This is a genomic window from Desulfosarcina sp., from assembly GCF_055467485.1.
On the sequence record NZ_JBUOIV010000050.1, the window covers coordinates 1 to 15,928 of the forward strand.

The 15,928-nt window shown below is 57.6% G+C and carries 16 protein-coding genes and 1 tRNA gene; 12 read left to right on the forward strand and 5 right to left on the reverse strand.

What is annotated here, in order from left to right:
- Nucleotides 1–240 precede the first annotated feature (240 nt).
- The 5 genes from ACZCED_RS18915 to ACZCED_RS18935 form a co-directional block, all read right to left on the reverse strand.
- Nucleotides 241–316 (reverse strand) — tRNA-Arg (locus tag ACZCED_RS18915).
- A gap of 49 nt (nucleotides 317–365) precedes the next feature.
- A complete protein-coding gene (locus ACZCED_RS18920) occupies nucleotides 366–1,661 on the reverse strand; it encodes a bifunctional folylpolyglutamate synthase/dihydrofolate synthase (protein ID WP_462971549.1) in 1,296 nt (431 codons plus the stop codon).
- Between the two features lie 75 nt (nucleotides 1,662–1,736).
- Nucleotides 1,737–1,943: a 30S ribosomal protein S21 gene (gene rpsU, locus ACZCED_RS18925; protein WP_319256007.1), complete on the reverse strand. Its 207-nt coding sequence runs from the start codon at nucleotides 1,941–1,943 to the stop codon at nucleotides 1,737–1,739.
- Nucleotides 1,944–2,178: 235 nt separating this feature from the next.
- Nucleotides 2,179–2,856, reverse strand: a complete 678-nt coding sequence (locus ACZCED_RS18930; RefSeq protein ID WP_462970351.1) for an adenylate kinase — start codon at nucleotides 2,854–2,856, stop codon at nucleotides 2,179–2,181.
- 293 nt (nucleotides 2,857–3,149) lie between these two features.
- Complete coding sequence (locus tag ACZCED_RS18935) at nucleotides 3,150–4,541, reverse strand: CCA tRNA nucleotidyltransferase (RefSeq protein ID WP_462970352.1); 1,392 nt, start codon at nucleotides 4,539–4,541, stop codon at nucleotides 3,150–3,152.
- Between the two features lie 406 nt (nucleotides 4,542–4,947).
- Between ACZCED_RS18935 and rho the strand changes: the two genes are divergently transcribed.
- From rho to rseP, 12 genes are all read left to right on the forward strand, one after another.
- A complete protein-coding gene (gene rho, locus ACZCED_RS18940; RefSeq protein ID WP_462970353.1) occupies nucleotides 4,948–6,195 on the forward strand; it encodes a transcription termination factor Rho in 1,248 nt (415 codons plus the stop codon).
- Between the two features lie 26 nt (nucleotides 6,196–6,221).
- A complete protein-coding gene (rpmE, locus tag ACZCED_RS18945; RefSeq protein ID WP_462970354.1) occupies nucleotides 6,222–6,431 on the forward strand; it encodes a 50S ribosomal protein L31 in 210 nt (69 codons plus the stop codon).
- A 179-nt stretch (nucleotides 6,432–6,610) separates the two neighbouring features.
- Complete coding sequence (gene prfA / locus ACZCED_RS18950; protein ID WP_462970355.1) at nucleotides 6,611–7,687, forward strand: peptide chain release factor 1; 1,077 nt, start codon at nucleotides 6,611–6,613, stop codon at nucleotides 7,685–7,687.
- Nucleotides 7,665–8,573: a peptide chain release factor N(5)-glutamine methyltransferase gene (prmC, locus tag ACZCED_RS18955; protein WP_462970356.1), complete on the forward strand. Its 909-nt coding sequence runs from the start codon at nucleotides 7,665–7,667 to the stop codon at nucleotides 8,571–8,573. The genes prfA and prmC overlap by 23 nt, the downstream gene beginning before the upstream one ends.
- A gap of 276 nt (nucleotides 8,574–8,849) precedes the next feature.
- Nucleotides 8,850–9,761 (forward strand): 30S ribosomal protein S2, encoded by a 912-nt coding sequence (gene rpsB, locus ACZCED_RS18960; RefSeq protein ID WP_462970357.1) that lies wholly within the window; start codon nucleotides 8,850–8,852, stop codon nucleotides 9,759–9,761.
- Between the two features lie 5 nt (nucleotides 9,762–9,766).
- Complete coding sequence (gene tsf, locus ACZCED_RS18965; protein ID WP_462970358.1) at nucleotides 9,767–10,366, forward strand: translation elongation factor Ts; 600 nt, start codon at nucleotides 9,767–9,769, stop codon at nucleotides 10,364–10,366.
- Nucleotides 10,363–11,082 (forward strand): UMP kinase, encoded by a 720-nt coding sequence (gene pyrH / locus ACZCED_RS18970; protein WP_462970370.1) that lies wholly within the window; start codon nucleotides 10,363–10,365, stop codon nucleotides 11,080–11,082. The genes tsf and pyrH overlap by 4 nt, the downstream gene beginning before the upstream one ends.
- A 66-nt stretch (nucleotides 11,083–11,148) precedes the next feature.
- Nucleotides 11,149–11,706: a ribosome recycling factor gene (frr, locus tag ACZCED_RS18975; protein WP_462970359.1), complete on the forward strand. Its 558-nt coding sequence runs from the start codon at nucleotides 11,149–11,151 to the stop codon at nucleotides 11,704–11,706.
- 40 nt (nucleotides 11,707–11,746) lie between these two features.
- A complete protein-coding gene (locus ACZCED_RS18980) occupies nucleotides 11,747–12,469 on the forward strand; it encodes an isoprenyl transferase (RefSeq protein ID WP_464861438.1) in 723 nt (240 codons plus the stop codon).
- An 8-nt stretch (nucleotides 12,470–12,477) separates the two neighbouring features.
- The gene (locus ACZCED_RS18985; RefSeq protein WP_462970361.1) at nucleotides 12,478–13,284 is read left to right on the forward strand and encodes a phosphatidate cytidylyltransferase; all 807 of its coding nucleotides are present in this window, start codon (nucleotides 12,478–12,480) and stop codon (nucleotides 13,282–13,284) included.
- Between the two features lie 38 nt (nucleotides 13,285–13,322).
- On the forward strand, nucleotides 13,323–14,486 hold the full coding sequence (locus tag ACZCED_RS18990; RefSeq protein WP_462970362.1) for a 1-deoxy-D-xylulose-5-phosphate reductoisomerase: 1,164 nt from the start codon (nucleotides 13,323–13,325) through the stop codon (nucleotides 14,484–14,486).
- Nucleotides 14,487–14,496: 10 nt separating this feature from the next.
- Complete coding sequence (gene rseP, locus ACZCED_RS18995; RefSeq protein WP_462970363.1) at nucleotides 14,497–15,861, forward strand: RIP metalloprotease RseP; 1,365 nt, start codon at nucleotides 14,497–14,499, stop codon at nucleotides 15,859–15,861.
- The last annotated feature ends 67 nt before the right edge of the window (nucleotides 15,862–15,928 follow it).

The following is a 15,928-nucleotide window of genomic DNA, read 5'->3' on the forward strand; positions in this document are numbered from 1 at the left end:
ATGTTTACTGTGGGCCCCAATACATATTGACCAGTAAATATTACTCCAACTCATCACCAGCCAACCAAAATCATTTTTCAACGTCGGTAGCTACAGGGATCCTTAAAGCTGGGATTGGGCTTATCGGAGTGAAATCGGCCTAAATGCCTGCCTGGGCCGTTTTTTTTATGGGAGGGAAACATAATTTAAGCTTATAAAAAAGGGACTCACGTATAGTTGTAAGTCCCTGTTTTTGTCAAATGGCGCGCCCGGCAGGTATCGAACCTGCGACCCCCAGCTCCGGAGGCTGGTGCTCTATCCACTGAGCTACGGGCGCGAATGTGTCGGCAAAAATAGAGTATCGGCCTGAACAAGTCAAGGCCGTTTTAAACCTGGAACAACTCCCCGGCTGATTTCTCCAGCGCCGCCTTGGCTTCACCCACCACATATAGCGAGCCGGCCACGCACACCGCATCCTCGGGCTTGGAAGTGGCGATGGCATGGCGCACGGCGTCTCCCACGTCCGGGATAATCTGAATGTCGGAGATCAGTGGTTTTGCAGCCGCTTCGAGCGTTTCGGGGGGCAGGGAACGGTCTATTTTGGGCCGGGTAATGATCAGGCGGGCGCAGGGGCCGACCAGATCCTTGAGAATCGCCTCGTAGGGCTTGTCATCCAGGATGCCAGCCACCATGGTGATGCGCCGGCCGGCGAGGGTGTCCTGCAGAAAGCGCCCCAGGCGCCTGGCGGCCATGAGGTTGTGCGCGCCGTCCAGGATCACGTAAGGCTTCTGGGAGACCAGTTCCAGGCGGCCCGGCCAGCGGTTCTGGGCCAGGCCGGATTGGATATGGTCCTTGGCCAGGCGCTCGTGGTCGCGCATGATCAGTTCGCAGCCGGCCAGGGTCAGCGACGCGTTGTCCAACTGGTGGCCGCCCATGAGGCCGGTGCGCATGCCTGCCCAGCGGTGATCCACTCCAAAATAGGAAAACCGGTCGTCGCCGGTGCGCCGCACGCGGAAATCCCGGCCCTTCATGTAAAGCGGGGCCGATCGTTCGTGGGCGGTCTTTTCGATGACGGCCCTGGCGCTTGGCTGGGTCACGCCGGTAACCACCGGCACGCCGGGCTTGATGATGCCGGCCTTTTCTCCAGTGATCGCCGCGATGGTGTTGCCGAGATAGTCTTTGTGTTCCAGCGAGATGTTGGTGATGATGCTCACTGCCGGTGAGACGACATTGGTAGCATCCATCCGCCCGCCCATGCCGGTTTCGACAACGGCGAAGTCGACCTTGCGCCGGGCGAATTCATAAAAGGCCATGGCTGTTGAAAACTCGAAGAAGGTGGGTTCCCGATCGCCCTGGTGGACCGATTTGACCGCCTCCCAGGACGCCACCACCGCATCGTCAGCAATGGGTGTGCCGTCAACGCAGATCCGTTCGTTGAAGCGGATCAGGTGGGGCGAAGTATACAGCCCGACGCGGTATCCGGCAATCCGCAGGATCGTTGCCAGGGCGGAAGCGATCGATCCTTTGCCGTTTGTGCCGGCGATGTGGATGGCCGAAAAGGTGTGCTGGGGATTGCCCAGGCCCTCGAGAATGTTGGTAATGGTCGACAGGCCGAGGACGATACCGAATCGTCTCATGCGGTACATGGCATCGAGGCATTCGGTATAGGCGGGGGTTGGCATGGCGGCGGCTCCTTACCAAACAAAAACCCGGCGGGAAAATGCTCCCTGCCGGGTCATGTCGTCAAACGGGTGTCGCTAACGGTATCTCCTGCTTCTTGCAACAGCGATGCGCTGTCTGCGCAGGGCCTCACGTTCTTTGCGACGACGGAACTCGCTTGGTTTCTCGTAGCTTTTTTTAAGCTTCAAGCGTTTGAACAGACCATCGTTCTGAATTTTTTTCTTCAGAATCCGCATGGCTTTTTCGAGATCGTTGTCGAAGACTTTGACTTCAATTGCTTTCAAACTGGCTCAACCCCCTTACTTTTGCCCATCGCTTTACCAAGTTGGATATGCACTCTTGGGATGGTTATTTCGAAAATTTTAAACGTATTCAATATCAGATTAAAAGGAAGATTTCAACAAAAAGATTTTGTTCAAGGCTTGTAAAGTCGGTGGATACACATCAGTGCCGACGCCGGGGAACCCGCAACGGAAACGGGGAAACGGCGAGGTCTTCACCGTTTCCCCGAAATAAGGATCAATCCAGCTTGGAGACCAGTTCGGCGGTCACGTCCTTGACGCTGGGGGCGCCGTCCAGGGTGATGTACTTCATGGACCCGCCCTTTGCGGCCAGATCCCTGAAATAGTAGGCCGAAGCCAGGGTCCCTACGGTGGTGTCATAGTAGATGTTGTGGCGTTTGTTGATGGCCGCTTCGTCCTGATCGTCATCCCGGGTCTTGAGACCGCCGCCACACACCCGGCACTTGTCGCCGTCGGGCTTGATGGCATCGATGTAGATGTTGTTGGGGTGGTTGTTGTCATTGACGCACAGGCGGCGGCCCATGATGCGGTTCTTGGCGATTTCGCGGTCCAGCAGGATCTCGACGACGATGTCCAGGGCCATGCCGGCATTCTTGAGGGCTTCATCCAGTTTGATGGCCTGGTTTTTGTTGCGGGGGAATCCGTCCAGCAGCCAGCCGTCTTTGCAGTCGGCCTGCTGCAGCCGGTCGAGGATCATGGGAATGGTGATCTCATCCGGAACCAGGTCGCCTTTGTCGATGTAGGCTTTTGCCTTGGCACCCAGTTCGGTTCCCTTGCCGATGTTTTCACGAAAGATCGCCCCGGATTCGATGTGAGGGGTGTTGTACTTGTCTTTCAGGATTGCACCTTGCGTACCTTTGCCGCTGCCGTTGGGGCCAAAAAACAAGATGTTCATTCACTTTCTCCTTTCTGTTTCCCGCGCCGTTCCACAGGAATAGTGAAAATACCAATCGATCCGCGATGCCGGCGGCCACCGGTTCTCACCGGTGGTCGGGAATTTCCGGGAAATCGTCGGACACCGTTCTTTTCATTTCATACGGTTGAGGACCGCATCCGTTTGTTGATGATTGCTTTCAGGCGGGCTGGCACCGAAGTGTGGTTTCTCCAGCTATCCGCGTTAGTACAGAAATGATGGGGGCTTGTCAAGCATCGGCATCGGTTCCGGGTTCTGCGTTCACGGTTCAGGGCTCAGGATTTGGACAGCAGATGGGTTTCGACCCATTTCAGGGCCTCATCCCGGGTGGACAGCTCGCCGGACAGGCGGCCTTCATCCACCCGGCTCAAGATGAGCTTGAAGCGGGGGGAAGGGGAGAGGCCGAAGACCGAGATGAGGTCGTTGCCGCTGATCAGCGGCGGCACGGCGGCTTGGCGGTCCATGTAATCGACGTAGGCGTCCAGCAGACCCTCGCTGAAATCGATGAAGCCGCGGTCCCTGTCCTGCATGCCCTCTCCCTTGGCCATGATGTCGGCCATGGCATGCACGATGATCGGCAGGGTCAGGTCGCCGCATCGGTTGAAGAAGCGGACCGTGCCCGCGCGGCCGAGGCTGCCGTTTTTCGATGCCAGATACAGGAAGAGCGGCCGGATGTGGTGGCGGACAACGGCATCGGATACACGGCGCTGACGCGTGGACAATTTCAAGCGGCGGTCGATTGCCGCGGCGATGGCCGCACTCTTTGCGGCGTGGCCGTGAAAACGGACCCGGCCATCCCTGTCGACCTGCCGGGTGGCCGGTTTGCCCACGTCATGCAAAAGGGCCGCATATTTCAATACGGCCGCGTGCCCGGCCAGTTGTGCGCCTCCGGCGATGCCCGCCAGGCGCGGGAACCGGGTGTGACATGTGGACAACAGGGTTTCCAGCGCTGCGTACACCCGGAGGCTGTGATCAAATACATCGAAGGAGTGATGGCGGCTTTGCGTGCAGCCGACGGCGGGTTGCAGTTCCGGGAAAATCGCCGTGAGCAGTCCGCTGGCGGCCATGCGCACGATGACGGGTGAGGAGTCGGCGACGGAGAATATCTTGACCAGTTCCGCCCAGACCCGCTCTCCGGCGACGCCGCCGACAAGGTGCCGATGCCTGCCGATGGCCGCCTCGGTCTCCGGGTCGATGGAATAGTGCAGCACGGCCGCCATGCGATAGGCCCGGACCAGCCTGGCCGGGTCTTTCTCGAAGGCCGTCGGCGAAACCATGCGGATCTGTTGTTGCCGCATATCCGCCCGTCCGCCGGTGCAGTCCACCAGGCGCCGCGCCTTGACGTCGTAGGCCATGGCGTTGATCGTGAAATCCCGCTGGCGCAGATCGGTTTCGATGGTTGGGTGCTCAAGCGGCGTGATGTCTATTGTCGTCTGCGAGGATGCGACCCTTAATACCTCGAAGCCCTTTTTGCCCAGATCGATGACTCTGCCGCCGGTCATTTGCGCGATCTGTCCGGCGGTGCTGACGATATCCCCTGCCACCACGAGGTCGATGTCCGCCGGGGGAAGTCCTGCCAGCAGATCGCGTACGATGCCGCCGACCAGGTAGATGCCATCGGGATTGTCGGGCAGGAAATTGAGGTCGATACCATCTAACTCATTCATTTATCACCTAAAAAATAACCATTCGGATGCCGGTTCCCTCGGTCGGGCGAGCGGTGGCGGCAACGCGCGCGTCGGCAGGTTCAAATTCCCTTGACACCAGCGGATTCATGGTATAAAAATTTTACTTATTCTCACGGATAGACCCGTCTGGTGGGGTAAATTCGAATAACTTCTATCACAAAAACACGCATATTCCTCCAAAAAAACCAACAGTCCAACCCAATTCACCCGAAAGGCTCTGTCGTAAAGTGAAATCCGAAATGCTGGCTTAGGGTGTAAAACCTCGTCGCCACCGGTGGCAACCGGATATCGGGGTCACTGTTGTTTGCCTCTTCAAGTGAATTGCTATTGCCGGGCAGCCGTTGCAGGTGATGTGCGCTAATCAATCCTAAAATGGGGTGTGTTGATGAACATCGTAGAACTGAAAAACAAGAAGATCAATGAATTGACCAAACTGGCCAAGCAGCTCAATATCGACGGTGCTGCCGGCATGCGTAAGCAGGAGCTGATTTTTTCCCTGCTCCAGGCCCAGATAGAGAAGGACGGGCTGATTTTCGGCGAGGGAACGCTGGAGATCCTTCCCGACGGGTTCGGCTTTCTGCGGGCGCCCAACTACAACTACCTGCCCGGCCCCGACGACATCTATGTTTCGCCGTCGCAGATCAGGCGGTTCAACCTGAGAACGGGCGATACGGTCTCCGGCCAGATCCGTCAGCCCAAGGAGTCCGAACGCTATTTTGCCCTGCTGAAGGTGGAGGCCGTCAACTATGAAGATCCGGAGGTGGCCCGGGAAAAGATCCTTTTCGACAACCTGACGCCCCTGTATCCGGAAGACAAGGTCAACTTGGAAAACGAACCGGAGAACTATTCCGCCCGGATCATGGACCTCTTGACGCCCATCGGATTCGGCCAGCGCGGTCTGATCGTGTCGCCGCCCCGTTCCGGTAAGACCATGCTGCTCCAGTGCATCGCCAACTGCATCGTGAAGAACCACAAGGATATCGTGCTCTTTGTCCTGCTCATCGACGAACGCCCGGAAGAGGTCACGGACATGCAGCGGTCGGTGAAAGGGGAGGTGATCAGCTCCACCTTCGACGAGCCGGCCGAGCGCCACGTCCAGGTGGCCGAGATGGTCATCGAAAAGGCCAAAAGGCTGGTCGAGCACAAAAAGAACGTGGTGATCCTTCTGGACAGCATTACCCGTCTGGCCCGCGCCTACAACTCGGTCATGCCCCCCAGCGGCAAAATCCTCTCCGGTGGCGTGGACTCCAATGCCCTGCAGCGGCCCAAACGGTTTTTCGGTGCCGCCCGCAACATCGAGGAGGGCGGCAGCCTGACCATCATCGCCACCGCCCTGGTGGACACCGGATCACGCATGGACGAGGTGATCTTCGAGGAGTTCAAGGGCACCGGCAACATGGAGATCCAGCTGGATCGCCGACTGGCCGACAAGCGCATCTTCCCGGCCATCGACATCAAGAAATCCGGTACCCGCAAGGAGGAACTGCTCCTCGACGAACTCACCCTGAACCGCGTCTGGATACTCAGGAAACTGTTTGCCTCATTGAATCCGTCGGACAGTCTCGAATTTTTACTTGAAAAAATGAACGGAACAAAGGATAATGCAGATTTCCTGGATTCAATGAACGCTTAAAATATTTACAGGGGGTTGAAATTACAATGAAAGCCAGCATCCATCCGGAATATCACGAAACCACCATCCAGTGTGCCTGCGGCAACACTGTCGAGGTTGGTTCAACGAAACAGGACATACGCGTGGAGATCTGTTCCAACTGCCACCCGTTTTTCACCGGCAAACAGAAGCTGATCGATACGGCGGGCCGCATCGAACGGTTCAGAAAAAAATACGAAAAGTTTCAGAATCAGTAGCGCTCCTGCTGTGTCTTCCCATTGGCTTCGTCCGGTGCCCGGCTTGAAAACCGGCACCGGGACCTGCCGGCCCTGACCATTCCCGTACCTTTTTGTATATCACCGAAACGGACCTGCCGCCCTTAGCGAAACCGTTGAATGGTTGCGCAGGCATTTCCGTCATGGATAGGTGGTGCGACATGTTTGACAAATTAAAGGGTGTTGAAGATCGTTACCAGGAACTGGAGCGACTGTTGTCCGATCCGAAGGTGGTCGCCGACAGAGACGCTTATCAAAAGTATATTCGGGAGCATGCGGAGATTTCACCCGTCGTGGCCGCCTTCAGGGAGTTCAAGCGGGTGGACCGGGAACTGGATGACAGCCTCGAATTGATGCACGATGAAGATCCCGACATGAAGAAGATGGCCGGCGAGGAGGTTGACCGGCTGGAGCGGGAAAAAGAGACACTGGAGGAAGAACTCAAAATCCTTCTGGTTCCCAAGGACCCGCTGGACGACAAGAACGTGATCCTGGAGATCCGTGCCGGCACCGGCGGCGATGAAGCCGGGCTTTTCGCCGGCGACCTGTTCAAGATGTACCAGCGATATGCCGACGCCCGCGGATGGAAGGTGGATGTGATGGACCACCATACCACCGGCGTCGGAGGGCTCAAGGAGATCATTGCCAACGTTAACGGCAAGGGGGCCTACAGCCGCCTGAAGTTCGAAAGCGGCACCCATCGGGTTCAGCGGGTGCCCACCACCGAGACCCAGGGACGGATTCATACGTCTGCCGTGACTGTGGCCGTGCTGCCCGAGGCGGAGGAGATTGAAGTCAATATCGACGCCAACGAGCTGAAAGTGGATGTTTTTCGATCCTCCGGGCCCGGCGGCCAGTCGGTCAATACCACCGATTCGGCCGTGCGCATCACCCACTTGCCCACCGGCCTGGTGGTGACCTGCCAGGACGAAAAATCCCAGCACAAGAACAAGGCCAAGGCGCTGAAAGTGCTGCGTTCCCGGCTCTTGGACCAGATGATCCGGGAGCAGGACGAGGAGCGCTCCCAGAATCGCAGAAGCCAGGTGGGCAGCGGCGATCGCAGCGAGCGTATCAGGACCTACAATTTCCCCCAGGGCCGGGTCACCGACCACCGCATCGGATTGACCCTGTATCGACTGGAATCCATTCTCCAGGGCGACGTGGACGAGGTCATCGATCCCCTGATCACCTACTACCAGAGTCAGGCACTCCAGCATGCCGAACGCGTCGACGGATAAACCGTCACCCTGGACCACCCTGGACCTGGTTAAATGGACGGCAGGCTATTTCAAGGGCCACCAGGTTGAAAACGCCCGCAGCGAGGCGGAAATCCTGCTGGCCCATACCTTGAAAGCCCGGCGCATCGACCTCTATCTGAATCACGATAAACCCCTGTGCGAAGGCGAGCTCAAGCACTTCAAATCCCTGATCAAAAGACGGGTTGACGGCGAACCCGTGGCCTATATTACCGGTACCCGGGAATTCTGGTCTCTGGCGCTGGCGGTCAATCCGTCGGTGCTGATTCCCCGGCCGGAAACCGAATGCCTGGTGGAGGCGGTGCTGCCATTCCTCGACGGTCACGCCGGATTGATGAAGCGGGTGCTGGAGATGGGGGCGGGTTCCGGTGCCGTCATCATTGCCCTGGCCCACGAGCATCCCGAGCATCGCTATGTGGCCATGGACCGGTCCATCACTGCCCTGCAAACGGCCCGCAAAAATGCCCGGATGCACAAGGTGGACAGCCGAATCGACTGGTTCTGCGGAGATTGGGAGGCGGCCCTGGCGCCGGATCGCGAGGCCTTCGACCTGGTTGTTTCCAATCCGCCTTATATCCGCAGCCGCGATATCGACGGCCTGCAGCCGGAAATCCGCAATTACGAGCCTCGCATGGCCTTGGATGGGGACCGCGACGGCCTGAGGTGCATTCGACATATCATCGAGTCGGCCCACCGATACTTGAGACCCGGGGGTCTGGTCGCGCTGGAGATGGGGTATGACCAGAAAAAGGATATCCAGGCCATCGCCGGGGAGGTGGGAAAATACGGGCCACCGCAAATCATCAAGGACTACAGCGGGCATGATCGTGTCGCGCTGATGGTAAAAAAACCCGACGCGCAAAGTTGAATGATGAGGGCAAAACGTTCGTGATACCTGCCCGTTGCATCCAGGAATGCGGAGGGTTGGCAAAAGGCGGTGGCTCTTGCGGTCAACGTCCGGCGCGCTTTCAGCGCTCAGCCTTGAGCGTCGAGCTTAAAAAAGGCTTGCGGCCCCATACTAATTTTGTTATTTAAACTCGTTTTAAAACCACACGCCCGTGGACCTGATCCCGGTGCTTTCATTGGAAAGTCGGATCGAGGGGTGAAGCGGGCGAAGGAAAAACCAACCTAAAAGGAGAAAACCATGGCGTACGTAACAATGAAGGAACTGCTGGAAGCCGGTGTTCATTTCGGTCACCAGACCAAGCGCTGGAACCCCAAGATGAAACCGTATATTTTCGGGGCCAGAAACGGCATTTACATCATCGATCTTCAGAAAACCGTGAGAATGTTCAGGGATGCCTATGACTTTATCGTGGACACGGTCGCGTCCGGTAAGACGGTCCTGTTCGTGGGCACGAAGAAGCAGGCCCGTGAGTCCATTTACGAAGAGGCCAACCGGGCCGAAATGTTCTATGTGCAGAACCGTTGGCTGGGTGGCATGCTGACCAATTTCCAGACCATCAAGAAAAGCGTCGACCGCCTGAACTACCTCAACACGATCGAAAACGACGGATCCATCAACCTGTTCCCCAAAAAAGAACGCCTGAAACTGGGCAAGGAACGCCTGAAACTGGACAGCACGCTGGGTGGTATCCGCACCATGACCAAACTGCCCGGCGCCATGGTTGTCATCGATCCGGGCAATGAAGCCATTGCCGTCCGCGAGGGGCGTCGCCTGGGCATTCCCATCGTGGCCATCGTGGACACCAACTGTGATCCCGACTTGATCGATCACGTCATTCCCGGAAATGACGATGCCATTCGGGCGATTCGACTGGTGACCTCGAAAATGGCCGATGCCTGCATCGAGGGCAAGGATCGGTACAACGAACGCCAGCAGGCCAAAGCGGACAAGGGTGAAGTGGAAACCGAACTGGAGAGCGCCGCGGCCGAGCTCAAGCCCGGTGAACGCAAAGTGATCTCCGATGGCACCGACGGGCCGGTGGTCGAAATTATCCGCAAAGGCACCGCCCCTGCCGAAAACAGTGAACCTACAGAGGAGGCCGCAACTGAAGCAGCCGCATCCTCTGAAGCAGAATCGACGGGAGAATAATTCACATGTCAGGTATCAGTGCAGCAATGGTCAAAGAACTCCGGGAAAAGTCCGGTGCCGGTATCATGGATTGTAAAACAGCCCTGGGCGAGTGTGACGGTGACCTTGAAAAGGCCATCGATTTCCTGAGAAAAAAAGGAATCGCCACCGCAGCCAAACGCGCCGGCCGAGCTACTTCCGAAGGCACCGTACAGTCATATATTCATATGGGCGGCAAGATCGGCGTCATGGTGGAAGTGAACTGCGAAACCGATTTTGTGGCCAAGACGGATGATTTCAACGAATTCGCCAAGAATATCGCCATGCATATCGCCGCCACCAATCCGGTGGGCATCGTTCCCGAAGACGTCCCCCAGGCGGTGGTCGACCGGGAGCGGGAAATCTACAAGGCGCAGGTGCTCGAGATGGGCAAACCCGAGCAGATGGTCGAGAAGATTGCCGAGGGCAAGCTGAACAAGTTCTTCAAGGACAGCTGCCTGATGAATCAGCAGTACGTCAAGGAACCGGACAAGACGATCGCCGATTATCTCAATGAAGTGATCGCCAGGACCGGTGAGAAAATCACCATCAAACGATTCGCCAGATTTCAAATCGGAGCGGAATAGCGGTGGCCGCCAAATTCAAACGGATCCTGCTCAAGCTCAGCGGTGAAGCCCTGATGGGTGATCAGGGCTTCGGTATCTGCCCCGATATGCTCTCCTACGTGGCAGAAGAAGTCCGCTCCATCGTCGACCTGAAGGTGCAATTGGCCATCGTGGTCGGCGGCGGAAATATTTTTCGCGGTGTGGCGGCCGGTTCATTTGGCATGGAGCGGACATCGGCCGACCACATGGGCATGCTGGCCACGGTGCTCAACAGCCTGGCCTTGCAGGATGCGCTGGAGAAACGGGGCATCCAGACACGGGTGCAGACGGCTATTTCCATGCATGAGGTGGCCGAACCGTACATTCTTCGCCGGGCATTGCGGCACCTGGAAAAAGGGCGGGTGGTCATTTTTGCCGCCGGGTCCGGAAACCCCTATTTCACCACCGACACGGCCGCCGTTCTGCGTGCCAAGGAAATTCATGCGGAGATCTTGCTCAAGGCCACCAAGGTCAACGGGCTTTACGACTCCGATCCCGAACGCAATACCGACGCCCTGTTCATTAAAACCATCAGCTATATGGAAGTGCTTGAAAGGCAGCTTCGTGTCATGGACATGACGGCCATTTCCCTTGCCATGGACAATCAGCTGCCCCTGATGGTGTTCAACTTGAAAGAAAAGGGCAACATTCAAAAGGTGGTCAGCGGAGAAGAGGTCGGAACCCTGATCGGCGGCTAAACGCCTGTTCGACCCCCTACCCACCGCTTCAACGCTCTTCCCCCGTGAAAACGAGGTGACTCAGCCATGATTGAATCGACACTTCAGGAAACCAAAGACCGGATGGGCAAAACCATCGCCGATCTCAACAACGAGCTCAAGCGGGTAAGAACCGGACGGGCGTCTCTATCTTTATTGGATGGCATCCGCGTGGATTACTACGGCACCCAGACGCAACTGAACCAGATGGCGTCGCTGTCGGTGCCCGAAAGCCGCCTGATCGTCATTCAACCATGGGATGTCTCGGCCATCAAGGAGATCGAAAAGGCCATTTTAAAATCCGATCTCGGGTTGACCCCGTCCAGTGACGGCAAACTGATCCGGATTGCCATCCCGCCGCTGACCGAGGAGCGACGCAAAGAACTGGTCAAGGTGGTCAGCAAGATGTGCGAGGAACACAAGATCGCCGTCCGCAACATCCGCCGGGATTCCAACGAACTGCTCAAGGGGTTTAAAAAAGACGGCGATATTTCGGAGGACGATGCCTTTAAGGCCCAGGACAGTGTCCAGAAAATCACCGATGAGTACATCGGCCGCATCGACGAGATATACAAAAGCAAAGAGAAAGAGATCCTTGAATTCTAGTTCATCCTCTTCAACGCGGAATGAACTCGACCCCGACCGGATGCCCAACCACGTTGCCATTATCATGGACGGCAATGGCCGCTGGGCTAAAAAACGTTTGCTGAACCGCATCAGCGGGCACGAAAAAGGGGCGGACGCCGTACGGACCATTGTGCAGACCGCCCGCAAGCTCAATATCGCCGCACTCACCCTTTACGCCTTCTCCACCGAAAACTGGCAGCGGCCTCAACCTGAAATTTCCGGGCTCATGCTGTTGCTGCGGCGTTTTCTGGCGTCTGAACGCCAAACGCTGATCGACAATGAGATCCGGCTCAACACCATCGGCCAGATTGACCGTCTGCCCAAAGCGGTGCGCGACAACCTCAAGGCGGTCATGGATGACACCGCAACCAATACGAAGATGGTCCTGAACCTGGCCCTGAGTTACGGGGCGCGCGCAGAAATCGTCGAGATGGTCCAGCAGATCGCTTCCAAAGCCCGGCAGGGCACCGTGGATCCGGATGCGATAACCGTCGATACCATTGCCGATCACCTCTACACCCGCGGGATGCCGGAGGTGGACCTGTTGATCCGGACCAGCGGTGAAATGCGCGTCAGCAACTTTCTCCTTTGGCAGATCGCCTATGCGGAGATCTTTTTTACGCCGACCCTCTGGCCCGATTTCGGTGAAGATGAGTTCGTGACGATCCTCAAGGATTACCAGCACCGGGAGCGTCGTTTCGGCGCGATCCCTATAACCCAGCCCGGACAGCAACGGCCCTAAGGAGGCCCATGCACCTGAAACGCTGGATCACCGGAATTGTCGCTCTGCCGGTCATCTACCTGCTGGTCTCGGCGGGTGGCATGGTCTTTACCCTGTTGATTGCGAGCGTCAGCCTGGTGACCCTGTGGGAGTTTTACCGGGCAGTTTTCAAACCGGGCACCGACGGTCCCATGCGACTGATTCCACTTATCGGGCTCTGTCTGGCCCCGGTGATCGTCTGGTCGGTCTACCGGGGTGCGATGATCCACGCGCCGCTGATTCTCGCCGTGGATCTGATCGTCGTGGCCGGCCTGACCCTGCCGCTTTTCAAGAACGATACCCAGGCCCCCCACCTGGTGGGCAAACAGGTGCTGGGACTGGTCTACATTCCTGTTTTTCTTTCTTTCCTGGTCCTCATCCGCTTCGGCGAGGATGGCGCAGGATGGATTTTCTGGCTGCTCTGCATCGTTGCCGCCGGTGACACCGGGGCCTTTTATTCCGGCACCTACCTGGGTCGCCGCAAGCTTTGCCCCTGGGTAAGCCCCAAAAAAACGATCGAGGGCAGCCTGGGCGGGCTGGCCGCCAATGTTGCGGTCGCTCTGGTATTTAGGATGCTCCTGCTGCCTTCGCTGACGGTCCTGCCATGCATTGTTTTTGCACTGGTCATCGGCATCGCCGGACAGGTGGGTGACCTGTTTGCATCAGAATTCAAACGATCGGCCGGCATCAAAGACTCCGGTTCGCTGCTTCCCGGCCACGGCGGCTTTCTCGATCGGCTGGATGCCCTTCTGTTTGCCTCGCCGCTTGCCTATCTGTTGAAAATCAGTATATTCTGACTGAAATTGCAAATACGTCGCCAGAGACTCGAACGACCATGAAATCACTTTCCATACTGGGTGCAACCGGCTCGATTGGCTCCAATGCCCTCGAAATCATAAGACAATTCCCGGATCGGTTTACGGTGAACGCGCTCACGGCGAAGACCCGGGTGGCGGCGCTGGCCCGGCAGATCGTCGAGTTCACCCCCCGGCTGGCCGCCGTAGCCGATGCCGAGCATGCCAGACAATTGAAGGCGCTGCTGCCGCCGGCCGCAGAGGTCGAGATTGTTTTTGGCGAAGCGGGGTATGTCGAAGCCGCCACCTGTCCGGAAACCGACATGGTCCTGGGTGCCATGGTGGGGGCGGCCGGTTTGGCACCGACCCTGGCAGCCATCGACGCCGGCAAGGACATCGCTCTGGCCAACAAGGAAACCCTGGTCATGGCCGGGGCGATCGTCATGCAGAAAGTCGCCGACCGTGGCGTCAAGCTGATGCCCGTGGACAGTGAGCACAGCGCCATTTTCCAGAGCATGGCCGGTCACGGTCGTAATGGGATCCGCGAGATCCTGCTGACCGCGTCCGGCGGCCCGTTTTTGAACCGGCCGGCTGCGGAATTCACGTCAATCACTCCGCAGGACGCCCTGCAGCACCCCAACTGGTCCATGGGCAGCAAAATTACCATCGATTCGGCGACCCTGATGAACAAGGGCCTGGAAGTGATCGAAGCCCGATGGCTGTTTGGCATCGACTTCTCCCGGATCAAGGTCGTGGTCCACCCCCAGAGCATCGTTCACTCGATGGTCGCCTACCAGGACGGAGCCGTGTTGGCGCAGATGGGCGTGCCGGACATGAAAGGGGCCATTGCCTACGGTCTGTCCCATCCCGAGCGCCTGCCGCTGGATGTTCCGTCCCCCGATTTTGCCCATATCGGCCAGCTGACTTTCGAAGCGCCGGACCGGGAGCGGTTTCCCTGCTTGGCCCTGGCGTATCGGGCCGGTGAGCAGGGCGGGACCCTGCCTGCGGTGCTCAATGCCGCCAACGAAATGGCCGTGGCCGCGTTTCTGGACAACCGACTGCCTTTTGTGGGAATATACCCGATCATCGATCAGACCCTCAACCTTCATTGCGCAACAACTGGCCCGGACCTGGGCCAGCTCATCGAGGCGGACCGCTGGGCCAGGGAGACGGCCCTCGGGCTGATCCGCCGGCAGGAGCGTTAACGTATCGCCTATGACCACTAATATTTTTGCCTTTGTCGTCGTTCTCGGCATTCTGATTTTCTTCCATGAGCTGGGCCATTTCCTCGTTGCCAGACTGTTTGGGGTCGGTGTGGAGAAATTCTCACTGGGCTTCGGGCCGCGCCTGTTCGGACGAACCGTGGGGATGACCGACTACCGCATTTCCGCCATTCCGCTGGGGGGCTACGTCAAGATGGTGGGTGATGAACCCGATGCCGAGCTTGCAGCGGAAATGATCCCTTATTCGTTCACCCACAAGCACGTGTTCAAGAAGATCATGATCGTGGCGGCCGGCCCGTTTTTCAACCTGCTGCTGGCGGTCATCATCTATGCCGGCTTTTTCACCTTCATCGGCACCGAGGATATCCGCCCGGTCGTCAACCATGTGGCCAAAGAGAGTCCGGCGGCCCGGGCGGGCCTGCAGCCCGGCGATGTGGTGGTGGCCATCGACGGGGCAACGGTGGCTTCCTGGAGCGACATCAACCGTCTGATCGCCGATGGCAAGGGCCGTGCCGTGCGCATCAGCGCCAAACGCGAGGATGCCGTTTTCGCTGTTTCGGTCACCCCCCAGACCAAGGTGGCCAAGGATATTCTTGGGGACGATGCCCCCTACTACGACGTCGGTTTTTCCGGTTTGGCGCCCTTGAAGGCGGTGGTCGGAGAAGTGGCCGACGGTTACCCGGCCAAAAAAGCCGGTATGCAGCCAGGGGACCTGATTGTCGCCATTGACGATCAGCCGGTTGACAGCTGGAACACGATGAAAGCGATCATCTCCCAGAGCAACGGCGAGCCGATGGCGCTGCGAATTGCCCGCGGGGAGGAGATCCTCACGGTCGATATCGTGCCGGTTCTGTTCAGCGAGGAAAACGTGCTCGGGGAGAAGGTGGACAGCTACCGGATCGGCATTTCCACGCCGGGCATCGATATTCCCGAGGCCGATCGCATCACCATCAAACGGGATCTTTTTGAGGCGATCGCAGAGAGCGTCGATCAGACCTACCAGATCTCACGGCTGACCCTGCTCAGCATCGGCAAGCTGATCAAGGGGACGGTATCCACCAAGACATTGGGCGGACCGATCATGATCGCCGAAATGGCCGGTCAGCAGGCCAAGGCGGGGCTTACCAACCTGATCTTTTTCATCGCCGTGCTGAGCATCAACCTGGCCGTGCTCAATTTTCTGCCCATTCCGGTCCTGGATGGCGGTCACCTGATGTTTTTTTTCATCGAGGCGGCCATTCGGCGCCCCATCAATATCCGCATGCGCGAGATTGCCCAGCAGGCCGGTATTTTTATCCTGATTCTGCTGATGATTTTTGTGTTCTACAATGATATCATGCGCATATTTTCCAGCTGATGGATCAAAAATCTAATGTTGAATGTTAAATTTATAATTATGAATAAAGGCATGCTATCGATTTTTT

Bases quoted from the DNA above. Each gene is read 5' to 3' on its own strand.
- ACZCED_RS18920 (WP_462971549.1), bottom strand. From the start codon at position 1,661: ATGCCAACCCCCGCCTATACCGAATGCCTCGATGCCATGTACCGCATG.
- ACZCED_RS18930 (WP_462970351.1), bottom strand. From the start codon at position 2,856: ATGAACATCTTGTTTTTTGGCCCCAACGGCAGCGGCAAAGGTACGCAA.
- ACZCED_RS18935 (WP_462970352.1), bottom strand. From the start codon at position 4,541: ATGAATGAGTTAGATGGTATCGACCTCAATTTCCTGCCCGACAATCCC.
- rho (WP_462970353.1), top strand. From the start codon at position 4,948: ATGAACATCGTAGAACTGAAAAACAAGAAGATCAATGAATTGACCAAA.
- rpmE (WP_462970354.1), top strand. From the start codon at position 6,222: ATGAAAGCCAGCATCCATCCGGAATATCACGAAACCACCATCCAGTGT.
- prfA (WP_462970355.1), top strand. From the start codon at position 6,611: ATGTTTGACAAATTAAAGGGTGTTGAAGATCGTTACCAGGAACTGGAG.
- prmC (WP_462970356.1), top strand. From the start codon at position 7,665: ATGCCGAACGCGTCGACGGATAAACCGTCACCCTGGACCACCCTGGAC.
- rpsB (WP_462970357.1), top strand. From the start codon at position 8,850: ATGGCGTACGTAACAATGAAGGAACTGCTGGAAGCCGGTGTTCATTTC.
- tsf (WP_462970358.1), top strand. From the start codon at position 9,767: ATGTCAGGTATCAGTGCAGCAATGGTCAAAGAACTCCGGGAAAAGTCC.
- frr (WP_462970359.1), top strand. From the start codon at position 11,149: ATGATTGAATCGACACTTCAGGAAACCAAAGACCGGATGGGCAAAACC.
- ACZCED_RS18980 (WP_464861438.1), top strand. From the start codon at position 11,747: ATGCCCAACCACGTTGCCATTATCATGGACGGCAATGGCCGCTGGGCT.
- ACZCED_RS18985 (WP_462970361.1), top strand. From the start codon at position 12,478: ATGCACCTGAAACGCTGGATCACCGGAATTGTCGCTCTGCCGGTCATC.
- ACZCED_RS18990 (WP_462970362.1), top strand. From the start codon at position 13,323: ATGAAATCACTTTCCATACTGGGTGCAACCGGCTCGATTGGCTCCAAT.
- rseP (WP_462970363.1), top strand. From the start codon at position 14,497: ATGACCACTAATATTTTTGCCTTTGTCGTCGTTCTCGGCATTCTGATT.